The 16,644-nt window shown below is 65.7% G+C and carries 10 protein-coding genes; all 10 read left to right on the top strand.

Features of this window, described 5'->3' with window-relative positions; all coding sequences use genetic code 11:
- The first annotated feature begins 7 nt into the window (after nucleotides 1-7).
- The 10 genes from VB618_RS07285 (at nucleotide 8) to addA (ending at nucleotide 16,625) form a co-directional block, all read left to right on the top strand.
- Nucleotides 8-1,861, top strand: coding sequence for a sensor histidine kinase (locus VB618_RS07285; protein ID WP_329795928.1), 1,854 nt, complete (start codon nucleotides 8-10; stop codon nucleotides 1,859-1,861).
- Nucleotides 1,858-2,313 carry an HPr kinase/phosphorylase gene (locus VB618_RS07280; protein WP_329795927.1) on the top strand — a complete coding sequence of 152 codons (456 nt, stop codon included), beginning with the start codon at nucleotides 1,858-1,860 and terminating at the stop codon, nucleotides 2,311-2,313. The genes VB618_RS07285 and VB618_RS07280 overlap by 4 nt, the downstream gene beginning before the upstream one ends.
- 88 nt (nucleotides 2,314-2,401) lie before the next feature.
- Nucleotides 2,402-2,803, top strand: a complete 402-nt coding sequence (locus tag VB618_RS07275; protein WP_329795926.1) for a PTS sugar transporter subunit IIA — start codon at nucleotides 2,402-2,404, stop codon at nucleotides 2,801-2,803.
- Nucleotides 2,804-2,808: 5 nt separating this feature from the next.
- Nucleotides 2,809-3,129 carry an HPr family phosphocarrier protein gene (locus VB618_RS07270; RefSeq protein ID WP_329795925.1) on the top strand — a complete coding sequence of 107 codons (321 nt, stop codon included), beginning with the start codon at nucleotides 2,809-2,811 and terminating at the stop codon, nucleotides 3,127-3,129.
- A 106-nt stretch (nucleotides 3,130-3,235) separates the two neighbouring features.
- Nucleotides 3,236-4,636, top strand: a complete 1,401-nt coding sequence (ahcY, locus tag VB618_RS07265; protein WP_329795924.1) for an adenosylhomocysteinase — start codon at nucleotides 3,236-3,238, stop codon at nucleotides 4,634-4,636.
- Between the two features lie 361 nt (nucleotides 4,637-4,997).
- Nucleotides 4,998-7,565 (top strand): sensor histidine kinase, encoded by a 2,568-nt coding sequence (locus VB618_RS07260; RefSeq protein WP_329795923.1) that lies wholly within the window; start codon nucleotides 4,998-5,000, stop codon nucleotides 7,563-7,565.
- A gap of 8 nt (nucleotides 7,566-7,573) precedes the next feature.
- Nucleotides 7,574-9,160, top strand: a complete 1,587-nt coding sequence (tsaE, locus tag VB618_RS07255) for a tRNA (adenosine(37)-N6)-threonylcarbamoyltransferase complex ATPase subunit type 1 TsaE (protein ID WP_329795922.1) — start codon at nucleotides 7,574-7,576, stop codon at nucleotides 9,158-9,160.
- Nucleotides 9,161-9,169: 9 nt separating this feature from the next.
- Nucleotides 9,170-9,904 (top strand): nucleotidyltransferase family protein, encoded by a 735-nt coding sequence (locus VB618_RS07250; protein WP_329795921.1) that lies wholly within the window; start codon nucleotides 9,170-9,172, stop codon nucleotides 9,902-9,904.
- An 8-nt stretch (nucleotides 9,905-9,912) separates the two neighbouring features.
- Nucleotides 9,913-13,194 (top strand): double-strand break repair protein AddB, encoded by a 3,282-nt coding sequence (gene addB / locus VB618_RS07245; RefSeq protein ID WP_329795920.1) that lies wholly within the window; start codon nucleotides 9,913-9,915, stop codon nucleotides 13,192-13,194.
- On the top strand, nucleotides 13,191-16,625 hold the full coding sequence (gene addA, locus VB618_RS07240) for a double-strand break repair helicase AddA (protein ID WP_329795918.1): 3,435 nt from the start codon (nucleotides 13,191-13,193) through the stop codon (nucleotides 16,623-16,625). Before addB ends, addA begins: the two co-directional genes overlap by 4 nt.
- Nucleotides 16,626-16,644: the final 19 nt, after the last annotated feature.

Below are 16,644 nucleotides of genomic sequence, written 5' to 3'. Positions count from 1 at the left end.
GAGTGGCATGAAGGCTGACCCCATCCACGCCGAAGCAGGCATCGACGATCCGCCTGTGCCCCATGGTGTCCTGACCCGGCTGAAGCTCTTCGGCCGCATGCTCGTGCAGCGGGCCTCGTCCAGCCTGACACGCCGGATCGTGGTGCTCAACCTGGCCGGGCTCGTCGCCCTGCTCGTAGGCTTTCTCTACCTCAACCAGTTCCGCGAGGGCCTCATCGAGGCCCGGGTGCAGAGCCTGCTCACCCAGGGCGAGATCATCGCCGGCGCGATCGCCGGCTCCGCCACGGTGGAAACCAACACCATCACGATCGATCCGGATCAGCTGCTGCAGATGCAGGCGGGAGAAACGGAACGGTTCAACGACGAATCCTTCTCCTCCCTCGAATTCTCCATCAATCCCGAACGCGTTGCGCCTCTCCTGAGGCGGCTGGTGACGCCGACCAAGACCCGCGCCCGCATCTTCGACCGCGAGGGCATGCTCCTCCTCGATTCCCGGTCGTTCTACTCCCGCGGCGACATCCTGCGCATGGATCTTCCTCCGGTGGCCACCGTGGAAGACACGATGACCGCCATGGAACGCACCTGGAACAGCATCCGCAAAATGTTCCGGCGCACCATACGGCCGGTGCAGGAGGAAGCCGGGCCCATCAACGGCAAGTCCTTGGCCGAGGTGCAGCAGGCTTATGCGGGCCAGCAGGCGAGCGAGGTGCGCGTCAACGCTCGCGGCGAGACCATCGTGTCGGTGGCCGTGCCGATCCAGCGCTTCCGCACGGTCCAGGGCGCGCTCCTGCTCTCGACCCAGGAAGGCGACATCGACGCCATCATCGCGTCCGAGCGCTTCGCCCTGCTTCAGGTCTTTCTGGTGGCGGCCGTGGTGATGATCGTGCTGTCGCTGTTCCTTGCCGGCGCCATCGCCGGTCCGGTCCGGCGTCTGGCGGAAGCGGCCGAGCGGGTGCGATGGGGCACGAAATCGCGCCAGGAGATCCCCGACTTCACCGGCCGCGCCGACGAGATCGGCCACCTGTCGGGGGCGCTACGCGACATGACCAAGGCGCTCTACAACCGCATCGACGCCATCGAGAGCTTCGCGGCGGATGTGGCGCACGAGCTGAAAAACCCTCTGACCTCGCTCCGCAGTGCGGTGGAGACCCTGCCGCTCGCCCGCAGCGACGATTCCCGCCAGCGGCTTTTGTCCATCATCCAGCACGACGTGAAGCGCCTCGACCGGCTGATCAGCGACATCTCGGACGCCTCGCGCCTCGATGCGGAGCTCGCCCGCGCCGACGCGGAGCCCGTGGACATGGTGCGCCTGCTCGAGGCAGTGGTGTCGGTTTCCAACGAGCGCCGCCAGGAGCACGATGCGCTCATCACGCTCAACATCGAGAATGCGGCCAAGAATCGCGACGCCTTCCTGGTTCTCGGCCACGACAGCCGCCTGGGCCAGGTCTTCAACAACCTGCTCGACAACGCCCGCTCCTTCTCGCCGCCTGACGAGGCGGTGCGGGTCTCGATGCGCCGGCGCCGGAACGATGTGGAGATCCTGGTGGAGGACAGCGGCCCCGGCATCGAGCCCGATGCTCTCGACCGCATCTTCGAGCGCTTCTACACCGACCGGCCCGAACAGGGCTTCGGCCAGAACTCGGGCTTGGGGTTGTCCATCTCCCGCCAGATCATCGAGGCGCACCGGGGCACGATCCGGGCCGAGAACCGGCTTGGAGCTCCCGATGAGAGCGGCGAGCCCCGCCGTCTGGGTGCCCGCTTCGTCATCCGCCTTCCCATCCAGGGCGCCAGGGCCAGGAGGGAACAAGGGAAGAAGGACAAGGATCGCGACAGACGCGAGGCAGGGAAGACCGGGCTGTGAGCGATGCCCAGACCATCCATGCCGGCTGCGTGCTCGTCGGGGAGGCCGGCCTCCTGATCCGGGGCGCGTCAGGCTCCGGCAAGTCGACCTTGGCCCGCGAGGTGGTGTCCCGCGCCCTCCGGGCAGGCCGCTTCGGGCGTCTCGTCAGCGACGACCGGACCAGGATCGAAGCCCGGCACGGCCGCCTCATCGCCCATCCCGTCGAGCCGCTCGACGGGTGCATCGAGGTGTTCGGCGTCGGAATCGTCCGGCAGGCCCATGAGCCGGCGGCCGTCATCCGCCTCGTGATCGACCTCTGCGAGGACTTAGCCCGCTACCCGGAGGAACTGGACGGGCATGTTGTCATCTGCGGCGTCATGGTCCCTCGCATTCGCATGCAAGCCGGAGCAGTCTCTGTGGACATCGCCGTAGCCTGCCTGAGTGGTGTTTGCGACACGGTCGTGACACTGTGATGAACTTTTGCTCTCATTGCTCTTGCGCTTGGCTTCGCGGTGCACAAAATAGCGGCTCCGCTCTCGGAGCGTTCGGACCTGTAACATTATGATTGGAATGGTGCTCGTCACCCACGGGCAGCTCGCGACGGAATTCAAGGCGGCGCTTGAGCATGTGGTGGGACCGCAAGAGCAGCTTGAAACGATCACGATCGGCCCCGATGACGATATGGAGACACGGCGGAAGGACATCATGGACGCCGTGTGCCGGGTCAATTCGGGCCAGGGGGTTGTGGTTCTGACCGACATGTTCGGGGGCACCCCCTCGAACCTGGCCCTGTCCTGCATGAATGGCAGCTCCGTCGAGGTGGTGGCCGGCATCAACCTGCCCATGCTCATCAAGCTTGCCAGCGTGCGCGACGAGGAGCCTCTGATTGACGCTGTGTCCCATGCCCAGGAGGCCGGACGCAAATACATCAACATTGCCTCCCGCGTCCTCTCGGGAAAATGACCAGCATGGACAGGCCCCTCGATCAGGACTGCCCGCCGGTTGTCGTGCCCGATGGCGCCATGGCGCGGGAGCTGCCCATCATCAACCGTCGCGGCCTGCATGCCCGCGCCTCGGCCAAATTCGTTCAGACCGTCGAGCGCTTCGATGCCGACGTGACGGTCACCCGCTGCGGCGAGACCGTGGGCGGACGCTCCATCATGGGCCTCCTCACCCTGGCGGCCGCCCAGGGCACCACGATCACCGTCACCTCCAAGGGAGCGGATGCGCTCGCCTGCCTGCAGGCCATCGACGACCTCCTTGCCAACAGGTTCGGCGAGGACGAGTAGTTTCTGAAAACATATAAAGACATCTTTATATCTTGATTGCCTCTGCCGCGGCTCTCTGGTAGAGACGGCGCCAATTCACCCGGAACTGGTGCAAAGAGAGGCCATCATGGCACAGGATTATATCGTCAAAGACATCGGCTTGGCCGAATTCGGCCGCAAGGAAATCTCCATCGCCGAGACCGAGATGCCGGGCCTCATGGCCGTCCGCGAGGAATATGGCGAGAAGCAGCCCCTCAAGGGCGCCCGCATCGCCGGCTCGCTCCACATGACCATCCAGACCGCGGTGCTGATCGAGACCTTGAAGGCTCTCGGGGCCGACGTCCGCTGGGTGTCCTGCAACATCTATTCCACCCAGGACCACGCCGCCGCCGCCATTGCGGCCGCGGGCATCCCGGTCTTCGCCTATAAGGGCGAGACGCTGGAAGAGTACTGGGACTACACCGCCAAGCTGTTCGACTGGCACGGCGGCGGCGTTCCCAACATGATCCTGGACGACGGCGGCGATGCCACCATGCTGGTCCATCTGGGCCTGCGTGCCGAGCAGGGCGACGTGGCCTTCCTCGACAAGCCCGGCGCTGAAGAGGAAGAAGTCCTGTTCGCGCTCATCAGGCGTCTCCTCAAGGAGAAGCCGAAGGGCTGGTTCGCCGAGGTCGCAGGCGCGATCAAGGGCGTGTCGGAAGAGACCACCACGGGCGTTCACCGCCTCTACATCATGGCCAAGGAAGGCAAGCTGCTGTTCCCGGCGATCAACGTGAACGACTCGGTCACCAAGTCCAAGTTCGACAACCTCTATGGCTGCCGCGAGTCGCTGGTCGACGGCATCCGCCGCGGCACGGACGTGATGATGGCCGGCAAGGTCGCCATGGTCGCCGGCTTCGGCGATGTGGGCAAGGGCTCGGCCGCCTCATTGCGCCAGGCCGGCTGCCGCGTGCTCGTGTCGGAAGTCGACCCGATCTGCGCGCTCCAGGCCGCCATGGAAGGCTACGAGGTCACGACCATGGAGGACGCCGCTCCCCGCGCCGACATCTTCGTCACCGCCACCGGCAACAAGGATGTGATCACCCTCGACCACATGCGGGCCATGAAGGACCGAGCCATCGTCTGCAACATCGGCCACTTCGACAACGAGATTCAGGTCGCCGGCCTCAAGAACCTCAAGTGGAACAACATCAAGCCGCAGGTGGACGAAATCACCTTCGCTGACGGCCACCGCATCATCCTGCTGTCGGAAGGCCGCCTTGTGAACCTCGGCAACGCCATGGGCCACCCGTCCTTCGTCATGTCGGCCTCGTTTACGAACCAGACGCTCGCCCAGATCGAGCTCTGGAACAACGCTGGCAAGTACGAGAAGAAGGTCTACACCCTGCCGAAGCACCTGGACGAGAAGGTGGCCTCCCTGCATCTCGAGAAGATCGGCGTGAAGCTCACCAAGCTGCGTCCCGATCAGGCTTCCTATATCGGCGTGAAGGATACCGGCCCATTCAAGCCGGATCACTACCGCTACTGATCGGCCTGAACCTCATGAAGATCGAAAGCCCGGCTCTGCCGGGCTTTTTTCTTGGCCTGACTGTCGTCGAATCGACAGAGTGTCGCACCGGCATGTGTGTGACCCGATTGCAATATGGTTCGACGAATTACGCACAGGTTCTCCAAAGGAAGTTTAAGCAGGTGTTAACCCTCTTCCTGGCGGAGTCAGGGGTGGTCTAAGGTGAACACGAATCGACCGGCTGTGCTTCGGCATCGAACCTGCGCCGGCAATTCCGTTCATGCGTAGACGGTTGACCCCTGCGGCGTCGGAAGGCGCAGCTGGGGATTGATCCAACTTGGCCCGGTTGTCGGGCCGCCAGCGAAGAAAGGGCAGCAACGGCATGGCCGGACACGGGGAGCGACACGACCGCAGCGGAGACGGGAGAAGCCTTCTCGTCGGGCCGGCTCGTGTGTCCCTGCCTTTGATCCTGCTCGCCGGAACCTCCCACGCCGCCCTGGCCGACGACCTGCTGGCGCCCATTGCCGAGAAGGCCACCGATTTCCTCGGCTTCCTGCACAGCTTCGATCTCCACAACGCCATCTACTTCGGCCTCTTCATGGGCCTTGTGGCGACCTCGACCATCGCGTCCATGTTGCTGCTCCATGAGTGGAACCGATCCGAGCGCATAGAGCGGACCCTGCGCAATGAGCTCAACGCTTTACGCGGCGCCGACGATCTCGCGGCTCTCCTCATGGGCTCGGAGCGTCAGCTGCTGATCAGCTGGCACGGCCGCGATGGCGAACCGCGCTTCCAGGGCGATCCGTCGATCATCGGCGAGAATGCGCCGGCCCAGCGGGCCCTGGCCTTCGGCACCTGGCTCAGCCCGGCCGATGCGGCGGCCGTGGAAAGCGCTCTCGAGCAGCTCAAGCTCCGGGGCCAAGCCTTCCGCCTCACGGCGCGCTGCACCGGCACCCGGTACATCGACGTGGAAGGCCGTACCATCGGCGGCCGGGCCATTCTGCGTCTGCGGGACGTGACCGGGGACCGGGCCGAGCTCCTGAAGGTCCAGGGACAGCTTGCAACGGCGCGCAGCGATCTGCGCTCCATGACGATGCTGCTCGACGACGTCGCTTATCCTCTCTGGATCCGCGATGCCGAGGACAAGCTGCTCTGGGCGAACCAAGCCTATCTGCGCTCGGTCGAGGCCAAGGATCTCGACGATGCCATCGGCCGGTCGCTTGAACTCCTCAGTGCTCCGACCCGCGAGGAAGCGCGCCGCCAGCGCCTCTCCGGCGCTACCTATTCCGGCCGCGTGACGGCGGTGGTCGCCGGCCATCGCGCGGTTCTTGACGTCATCGAGCGCCCCACGGCCGGCGGCAGCGCGGGCATCGCAGTCGATGTGTCGGAACTCGAAGCCGTTCGCACCGATCTGCAACGCCAGATGGACGCCCATGTGCGCACCCTTGACCAGCTGCCCACAGCGGTTGCGATCTTCGACGGCGCGCAGAACCTCATCTTCAGCAATTCCGCCTATCAGCGGCTCTGGGGCCTCGACGCCGCCTTTCTTTCCTTACGTCCTTCGGACAGCGAAGTGCTCGACCGCTTACGTGCAGCGCGCAAGCTGCCCGAGCAGGCGGATTTCCGCGCGTGGAAGAATGACTTCCTGCAGGGCTACCGCTCCGTCGAGCAGCAGGAGACCTGGTGGCACCTGCCCGACCGGCGAACTTTGCGCGTAGTCGTCAACCCAAACCCGCAGGGCGGCGTGACCTACCTGTTCGATGACGTGAGCGAGCGCTTCGAGTTGGCTTCGCAGGTTCATTCGCTCACCCGCGTGCAAAGCGAGACGCTCGACACCCTGAAGGAAGGTGTGGCGGTTTTCGGCTCGGATGGTCGCCTCAAACTGCACAACCGCGCTTTTGCCGACATGTGGAGTCTCGCGGCCGAGATGACGGCGGCGAACCCGCATATCGACACGGTGATCAAGGCCTGCCGTCCGCTGGCGCCCCGCGACGAGCCCTGGATCGACATCCGCGGCGCGGTGGCGGGTCTTGCCGACATGCGCATGGGCCTCACCTGCCGCATCGAGCGGCACGACGGCTCGGCGCTTGACTGCACGGCACAGCCCCTGCCCGACGGCGCGACACTCTTAAGTTTCACCGACATGACGGCAAGCGTGAACGTGGAGCGCGCGCTCACCGAGCGCAACGATGCTCTGCAGCGCGCGTCGCGCCTGCGCGACGAGTTCGTGCACCACGTGTCCTATGAGCTGCGCTCGCCGCTCACCAACATCATCGGCTTCACGCAGCTTCTCGGCGACGAGACCGTGGGCGCGCTCAATCCGCGCCAGCGCGATTACGCCGATCACATCATGCGCTCCTCGGCGGCGCTGTTGGCAATCCTCAACGACATTCTCGATCTCGCGTCCATCGACACGGGCTCGCTTGAGCTGACTCCTGAGATCGTCGACATCCGCTCCACCATCGAGGCTGCGATGCGCGGGCTTGAGGATCGCCTCGCCGAGGCCTCGCTGAACCTGATCATCGACGCACCGGACGACATCGGCACCTTCGTGGCCGACGGCAAGCGCGTGCGCCAGATCCTGTTCAACCTGCTCTCCAACGCGGTTGGCTTCTCCTCCCCGGGCCAGACGATCCGCGTCTCCGCCCGCAAGCGCGGCGGCGAAGTGATCTTCGAGGTGAAGGACCAGGGCCGCGGCATCCCGCCGGAGGTCAAGGCGCGAGTCTTCGAGCGGTTCGAGAGCCACACATTGGGCACCCGCCACCGCGGCGTGGGCCTCGGCCTGTCCATCGTGCGCTCCTTCGTGGAGCTTCATGGCGGGCGCATCGACATTTCGTCCGCGCCCGGCATGGGCACCACCGTCACCTGCATCTTCCCGAACGAGCGGCACGAGACCCCGTCCGATGGCCGATCCGCGCAATCTGCGCTAACTCCCATCGCAGCCGAGTAGGAACAGTGATGGTGAATAGATTGGCCCTCATGCCCGAGCAGGATATTTTGCAGGCCGCATGGATCGTGACGCTTCCCCACCACGAGGCGACGGAGAGCTTCGCTCGTATTCTGGCAGACGAACTCAAGCCCGGCGATCTCGTCACCCTCTCGGGCGGCCTGGGAGCCGGCAAGACGACGCTCGCCCGTGCCCTCGTGCGCATTCTCGCAGGTGATCCGGAGCTCGAGGTCCCGAGCCCCACCTTCACCCTGATGCAGGTCTATGACGGCCTGCGCAGCCCCGTTGTCCATGCGGATTTCTACCGCCTGTCCGGCGGCTATGAGCTGGTGGAGCTGGGCTGGGACGAGACGACGGAGAACGCGATCTCTCTCGTCGAATGGCCGGAGCGTGCCGAGGATGCGCTGAAACCCGAGCATCTCGACATCCGGCTCGATTTCGCCCCCGGCGGCCAGGGCAAGGGACGGCTCGTCATGCTCACCGGCACCGGCGCCTTTGCGTCCCGGCTGCAGCGCATGAAGGCTTATCGCAACCTCGTGGAGCGCTGCGGCTGGGCTGAAGCCACGCGCCAGCCCATGACGGGCGATGCCTCGGTGATCCGCTCCTACGAGCGCCTCGTGAAGCCTGACGGCTCGACTGCGCTGCTGATGATTTCGCCGCCGCGCCCGGTCGGGCCCGCCGTGCGGCGCGGCAAGCCCTACACGACCATCGCCAAGCTCGCCGAGACGGTGAATGCCTTCGTGGCCATGGACAAAGGCTTGCGGGCGCTGGGCTTCAGCGCGCCGTACATCTACGGCGAGGAGCTGGATGCGGGCCTCCTCCTTATCGAGGATCTCGGCGCCGAGCCCGTCACCGACGAGAGCGGCCCGATCCCGAACCGCTACGCGGAGGCCACGCGCCTCCTCGCCCAGCTTCACGGCCAGACCTTGCCGCAGGTGCTGCCCGTGGCCGAGGGCATCGACCATCCGATCCCACCCTATGACTTGGAAGCGCTTATCATCGAGGTAGAGCTGCTGCTCGACTGGTATGTGCCGCACATCATCGGCACGCAGCTCTCAGGTTCCGTTCGAGCTGAATTCGTCAATCTCTGGACCGAGACCCTGGGCGAAGTCCTTTCAGCGCCTGCCACCTGGACCCTGCGCGACTATCACTCGCCCAACCTGATCTGGCTGCCGGGGCGCGAAGGCCTGCAGCGCGTTGGCATGATCGACTTCCAGGACGCAGTGCTGGGCTCGCCGGCCTACGACGTCGCCTCGCTCCTGCAGGATGCGCGCGTGACCGTGCCGCCGGAGCTCGAACTCAAGCTCATCGGCCTTTATGCCCGCGACCGCAGGGCCGCCGATCCGGCCTTCGACGTATCGGCCTTCGCTCGCGCCTACGCCATCATGGCGGGCCAGCGCGCCACCAAGATCCTCGGCATCTTCGCTCGCCTCGACCGGCGGGACGGCAAGCCGCATTACCTCAAGCACCTGCCGCGGATCGAATCCTACCTCGTCCGCAACCTCGCCCATCCGGCCCTGGGGAAGCTCAAAGGCTGGTATGAGACCCATCTGCCGCGGCTCATCCCGCCTGTGGATGAAACCCCTCCCGAATCCTGAGCCAGCCCCTTGTCCCAGACCTCCCCGCGCGCGCCCCGCAAAGCCATCGTCCTCGCTGCAGGCCTCGGCAAGCGCATGCTGCCGATCACGGCCACGCTTCCGAAGCCCCTCGTGAAGGTGGCGGGCCGGAGCCTGATCGACTTCGCGCTCGACAAGCTGCATGAGGCCGGCGTCGAGACGGTGGTGGTGAACGTCCACCACTTCGCCGACATGTTAGAGGCACACTTGAGCACCCGCGGGACGCCCCGCATCGTCATCTCCGACGAACGCAGCGAGTTGCTCGAAACCGGCGGCGGCGTGAGGAAGGCCTTGCCTCTGTTGAGCGACGAGCCCTTCATCACCTTCAATTCCGACTCGCTCTGGATCGAAGGCAAAGAGCCGAATCTGCTACGCTTGGTGCAGGCGTGGGACCCGGAGCGCATGGACATCCTGATGCTTGTCGCACCGTTATCCACAAGCATCGGATTCGAGGGCCACGGCGATTTTCACCAGGATCCTGACGGTCGTCTGCGTCGTCGCGGCTCCGACGACAGCGCCCCTTTCGCCTACGCGGGCGTTGCCATCGTGAAGCCGGAACTCGTCCACGGCACGCCGGACGGGCCGTTCTCGGCCAACGCCTTCTACGACCGTGCCATTGCGGGGGACCGCCTCTACGGCTTGTGCATGGATGGCCAGTGGCTGCATGTTGGAGAGCCGCAGGCCATTGCCGAGGCTGAACAGTGCCTTGCCGCCAGCAAGCGATGAGGTTTTGAGTGCCGAGCGTATCGCGCGTCTTTTCGATCCCTCCAGGTTGCGCCTTCCTGCCGACCCTGGTGGACGCGCTGTTCGACGGTCGCCTCGTTGGCCCTTTAGCGCATCGTGCGGAAAAGTGGCCCCGGTTTTCCGCTCCGAACGATGCGCTCATCAAAGAAGGGAGCATCGGATTGATCCCAAAAGTGGAATCCACTTTTGGGTCCGATGCTCTAGCCGATGATTCCGCAGCCCTCGCCGACATCACCATCTATGTTCCCAACCGCCGCGCCACCCGGGCGCTGATTGCGCTCCTCGCTGAACGTGGCGAAGGCCGGGCTCAGCTCCTGCCGCGCATCGTGCCGCTGGGCGAAACGGACGAGGCCGAGTTCGAGCTGACGGGGTTAGAGGGCACACCGCTGCAGGAAGCCGCGAGCCTCAAGCCGCCGATCCCGCCCCTGGAGCGCCGCCTCATCCTCACACGTCTCGTGCAGCGCTGGTCGGCGGAAGTGGACCGCGCGCTCTTGCAGCTCGGGCCCGAGATACCCTTCATGGTACCGGCTTCTCCGGCCGATGCGGTGAACCTCGCGGGCGATCTGGAGACCCTGATGGATGCCTTCACCACAGAAGGCATCGACTGGCACGCTCTCGAACTGGCGGTCGACGCGGATTATTCCAAGTATTTCGAGATCACCCGCCACTTCGTGCAGATCGCCAGCGAGAACTGGCCGAAGATCCTGGCCGAGCGGCAGGCGAGCGACCCGGCGCAAAGACGCAATGCGCTGTTGGAGGCGGAGGCGAAGCGCCTCACCCGCGAGCGGCCGGAGCATCCGATCATCGTCGCGGGCTCGACCGGCTCGGTGCCGGCCACTGCGAACCTGATGGGTGTGATCGCGCGGCTCCCCAGAGGCGCCATCGTGCTGCCCGGCCTCGACACCGATCTCGACGAGGAGAGCTGGTCCACCATCGGCGGCCACGGCGACGATGAGACCGATCCGGTGCACAGCCATCCGCAGGCTTCGCTGCGCCGCCTCCTCGACAAACACCTGCGCATCCCGCGCTCTGCTGTCACAATCCTGGGCGAGTTGCCGGAAGCCGCAAAAGCCCGCAATCATCTCCTCTCCGAGGCTCTACGGCCGGCCGATACCACAGATCGCTGGTCGCTGATCTCAGTCGAAGATCGTGTCGCTATGAGCCGCAGCGGCTGCGAGGGCCTTGCCATCATCGAGGCGATGGACGAACGCGAAGAGGCGCTGTCCATCGCCATCGCGTTGCGCGAAACCATCGCGCAGCCGGGAAAAACTGCAGCCCTCGTCACGCCCGACCGGGCGCTCGCCGCCCGTGTGACGGCGGAGCTCGGACACTGGGGTTTGAGCGTGGAAGACTCCGCAGGCATTCCCCTCTCCGACACCCCGGCTGGGCGCCTCGCGCGGCTCGCGGCGGAAGCGGCGGCCGACGATTTGCGCCCCGTGCGGCTGCTCGCTTTGCTCGCGCATCCGCTCGTGCGCCTCGGCTTTTCGCGCGAGACTGTCGAACGCGCGGCGAGCGTGCTCGAAATCGGCGTGCTGCGCGGGCCCGCGCCTGCGCTCGGCATCGAGGGCGTGCGCGCGGCGCTCGCCAGCCGTCGTACGGAGAGCGACCGCCGCGCACCGCGTCCGGTGAAGCGCCTGACGGAGGCCGACTGGGACCTCGCCGACGATCTGCTGCAGCGCCTCGATGTCGCCTTCGACACCTTTACGCCTGCCGTTCACGGCGAGGGCAGGCTCGATCTCATGGCACTGGTGGAGCACCATCGCCGGGCAGTCGAACTGCTCTGGACCGGGCCTGACGACGCGCCGAAGGAGACCGACGAGGACACCTCCAAGGAAGCGCTCGCGGCGCTTTTCGACGATCTGGAGCACTCCGATATTCGCGCGGAGGAAGGCCATCCGCTCGCAGGCCGCTTTGTCGATTATCCTACCTTCTTCAACGCGCTCGCCAAGCAGCGTTCCTTAAGTCCCTCGCCGCGCTCAACGCACCGGCGCCTGAAGATCCTCGGCCTTCTCGAAGCACGTCTTCTCTCCGTCGACCGCGTGGTGCTCGGCGGATTGGACGAGGGCACCTGGCCGCCGCGTACCGTGACCGATGCGTTCCTCAACCGCCCCATGCGCTCGCGCGTCGGCCTGATGCCGCCGGAGCGGCGCATCGGCCAGACCGCGCACGATTTCGTGCAGGCGCTGGGCACCCACGACGTGGTGATCACCCGCGCCCACAAGCGCGACGGCTCGCCCATGGTGCCCTCGCGCTTCCTGCAGCGGCTCAAGGCGTTCACGGGCAAGGACGTGTGGGAGCAGATGACGAAGGCGGGCGAAACCTATCGCCGCCTCGCGCGCATTCTCGACACGCCGGAGCCCGCCCCGCCGCTGCCGAGACCACGGCCGAAGCCCGATCCGGCGCTGTTCCCGCGTAGTTTAAGCGTCACGGAGATCGAGACGCTGGTGCGCGACCCCTACTCGATCTTCGCGCGCCACATTCTCAAGCTCGATTCTCTCGACGCGATTGCCGTGACGCCGAGCGCAGCGGAGCGCGGCACGATTATTCACGATGTGCTCGGAACCTTCGCGGAACGATATCCGAAAGCAATCCCAGCTCACGCGCTGGAAGAGTTGCTCACGCTCGGCACGGATGCGTTTGCCGACATCGCCGAGGCTTATCCTGAACTCTATGCCGAATGGTGGCCGCGCTTCACACGGCTTGCCACCGAATTCGTGGTGTGGGAGCAGGCGCGCCGCCCCACGCTCGTCGATGTCTATGCAGAGCGCTCAGGATCGCTGTCGATCCCGCTGCCGGACGGATCAATCTTCACTCTGCGCGCCCGCGCCGACCGCATCGAGCATCGCCGCGACGGAGGCTTTGCCATTATCGATTTTAAGACCGGCCAGCCGCCAAGCGCGAAGGAGGTCTATGCCGGCTTCTCGCCGCAGCTCACGCTCGAAGCCGTGATGCTGATGAAGGGCGCCTTCAAGGGCCTGCCCAAGGCAAAGGACACACCGGATCTCATCTACATCCACACCACCGGCGGACGCGAGCCGATCAAACCGCGCGAGATCGGACCCTCGGGCAAGGAAACGCGCCCTGTCGCAGAGATCGTAGATGAACATCGCCGCCGCTTCGAGGGGATGATCGCGCGCTACGCCAAGGGCGAAGCCGCCTATCTCTCACGGCCCTTCCCGAAATATGCGCGCCGCTTCTCGGAATACGATCATCTGGCGCGCGTGAAGGAATGGTCGCTCGCGAGCGCCGGTGGCGGTGAGGGCTTCGAATGAGCACCGATCTCGTCATTCCGCAATACACCAAAGACGCGCAGCGCCGCGCGGCGAACCCGCGTGCCTCCGCCTGGGTGTCGGCCAATGCGGGCGCAGGAAAAACCAAGGTGCTCACGGATCGGGTGGTGCGCCTGCTGCTGAGCGGTTCGCTGCCGGGCCGAATCTTATGCCTCACCTTCACCAAGGCCGCTGCCGCCAACATGGCGATCCGGGTTTTCGAACGCTTGGGCCGCTGGGTAACGCTTGACGATGAAAGCCTCGTCCAGGAGCTGACGGAACTCGAAGGCGAGAAGCCGACCCGCAAACAGGTGAAGCTCGCGCGTACGCTGTTTGCCCGCGCGGTCGAAACGCCAGGCGGATTGAAGATCGACACGATCCACGCCTTCTGCGAGCGGCTTCTGCACCTCGTTCCCTTCGAGGCCAACGTGCCGGCGCGCTTTGCCGTGCTCGACGAGAGCCAGACGGACGAGATGCTGGCGCAGGCGACCTCCAACGTGATGGCCGATGCGGCGAGCGGCAATTTTCCACAACTGGCCGAGGCCCTCGACATCATCAGTGTCGATGCCGTGGGCGATGCGCTCGCCTCCGCGATCAACGCGGCCCTGAAATGCAAGACGTTCCTGCACGATCCAAACGGTCCCGCCCGGCTGCGCAAGGAACTCGGGCTCGGTTCGGATGCGACGCTTGAAACCATCGAGCGCATGATGCTGGAAGGCGGCCTCGAGCCAGAGAGCTGGCCTGCCATCGCCCAGGAACTTCTCGCCGGAAAATCGACCGACCAGAAGCGTGGCGCTTCCCTTATTGCCGCCGCCGAGGCCAGGGATCTTTCCGAGAAGCTGACGAAGTATCTCTCTGTCTTCCTCACGGATGGCGGCACGCCCCGCAAGGGCTCGGCGTTCCTTACCAAGGATGTGAGCGAGATTCTGAAAGACGAATTGCTGCGCGAGCAGGACCGCGTGTGCTCACTCATCGACAAGCGCAAGGCCGCCCGTGCCGCCGAGCGCACGATTGCGCTGTTCACGCTGGCGGCTGAAATACACACGCGAGTCGAGCAGGCGAAGATGCGCCTTGGCGCCCTCGACTTCCAGGACCTCATCGACAAGACCCTGGCGTTGCTTTCGCGCGGCGACACAGCCTGGGTGCTCTACAAGCTCGATCGCGGCATCGATCACGTGCTGATCGACGAAGCGCAGGATACGAACCCGGAGCAATGGGAGATCCTGCGCAAGATCACCGAAGATTTCACCGCAGGCGCGGGTGCTGCGGGCGGGCGTGTGCGCACGCTGTTCGCGGTGGGCGATCCCAAGCAGTCGATCTACGGCTTCCAAGGCGCCGCTCCGCAGGAATTCGAGACGACCCGGCGCAGCTGGTCGCAGAAGGTGAAGCAAGCCGAGCTCGCCTTCGAGGACGTGTCGCTCACCATGTCGTTCCGCTCGGGCAGAGCCGTGCTGTCGGCGGTGGATGCGACGTTTGCGGTCGACCGGCACTTCAAGGGTCTGTCCTTCGAAGACAAGGCGGTCGGCACCGTGCATGAGAGCGCGCGCCCGCATGCGCCCGGCCTCGTGGAGCTGTGGCCCGTCGAAACGCCTGCCGAGGAGGAAGAGCCCGAGGCCTGGGTGCTGCCCGTCGACGAACCCGAGCAGCAATCGCCCCCCGTGGTGGTGGCGCGCCGCATCGCGCAGGCGGTGAAATGCTGGACCACCAAGGGCGACGAGACGGGCCGCGTCTGGAGCGCCGGCGACGTGCTCGTGCTGGTGCGAAAGCGCGGCGCTGCCTTCGAGGCGGTGATCCGCGCGCTCAAGGAAGCAGGCGTGCCGGTGGCGGGCGCGGACCGGCTCAATATCGGCGAGCACATCGCTGTGCTCGATCTCGTGGCGGCAGGCCGCGCGGCGTTGCTGCCGGACGATGATCTCACGCTCGCAACGGCGCTGAAATCGCCGCTCGTGGGGCTGAACGACGACGATCTCATCCGCATAGCCGCCGATCGCGCCGATGAGGAATCGCTTCATGCGGCGCTGGTGCGCCACGCAGGCGCAGGTGACGCGAAGGCAAAGCGCGGATGCGAGGCACTGGCCGCGTGGCGCGAGCTTGCCAAGAATCATGGCCCCTTCGGGTTCTTCGCCACCTTGCTCGGCCCTCGCGGCGGGCGCTCGCTGCTCGTGGCGCGGTTGGGGAGCGAAGCGGGCGATGCCATCGACGCTTTTCTTTGCTTCGCGCATCAGTTCGAGATGACGGAAACGCCGTCCCTCACCTACTTCCTCAGCCGGTTCGAATCCGCCGATCACACCATCAAGCGCGACCTCGATTCCGTGAACGACGAAGTGCGCGTGATGACCGTGCACGGCGCCAAGGGCCTGGAAGCGTCCGTCGTGGTGCTCATCGATGGCTGCGAGGTTTTAGGCCGCGATCCGCCGCTGCTGCAGCTGCAGACGGGTTCGGGCGACAAAATCCCGGTCTGGGCGCCGGGCAAGAACTCCGATTCCAGCGCGATGTTTCAGGCCCGCGAGATCCTGCACGCCAAGGGTCACGAGGAGCACAACCGGCTGCTCTATGTGGCCATGACCCGCGCCAAGGACCGGCTGGTGATCGCGCCGTATCGGACGAACGGCAACGAGACGAAGCAGGAAGCCTGGTGCGAGATGATCCGCCACGGCCTCGTCGCCAAGGCCGGCGGCCTGGAACTCGACAAGGCACCCTATGGCCCGATCTCCGTGTGGCGCGAGGGCTCGCCTTTGGCGCGCACCCTTGCTGCCGAATCGGACATTCCGCCGCTCGATCCCATCGCCGTGCCGGACTGGCTGACCACGCCTGTGGCCCCTGAACCCGAACCCCTGCCGCCGATTCGCCCCTCCAGCGCGCTCGGCGCCGCCGATCGCATGACACGGCCGGGCGACGGACCTTACGCCTCCGAGGCGCGCCTGCGCGGCACCCTGGTCCATGCCCTGCTGGAGCGCCTGCCGGCTCTCTCGCCCGAGCACCGGGAGAACATGGCCGGCGCCTACATCAAGGCCCGGGCCCCGCGGCTCGCAGGCGACCTGCGGGAATCGATTCTGGACAACGCCCTCGCGGTTCTCGACCATCCGGACCTGAAGCCCTTGTTCGGCCTGGGCTCGCGGGCCGAGGCACCCATCGCCGGGCGTGTGCTGACGCCTCAGGGCGAACTCATGGTCTCGGGCCAGATCGACCGTCTCGCCGTGTTCGACACCGAGGTGCTGGTGGCCGACTTCAAGACCACGGCGCGCCCGCCCCGTCCCGGCCAGCCGCCACCGCGTTCCTACGTGGCGCAGCTCGCCCTCTACCGGATGCTGCTCGCCGAGATCTATCCAGGGAGGCAGATCCGCACCTTCCTGGTCTGGACCTCGGGTCCGGTGATCCACGAGCTCATGGAGCCGGAGCTGGAATCGGCACTTACCCTCATCAAAGCGGCGTGAGCGCCGGCGCCCTCGCTTG

The sequence above is a fragment of the Microvirga sp. CF3062 genome (assembly GCF_036314045.1).
Lineage (GTDB): Bacteria > Pseudomonadota > Alphaproteobacteria > Rhizobiales > Beijerinckiaceae > Microvirga.
This window is presented reverse-complemented; position numbering and strand designations above follow the sequence as displayed.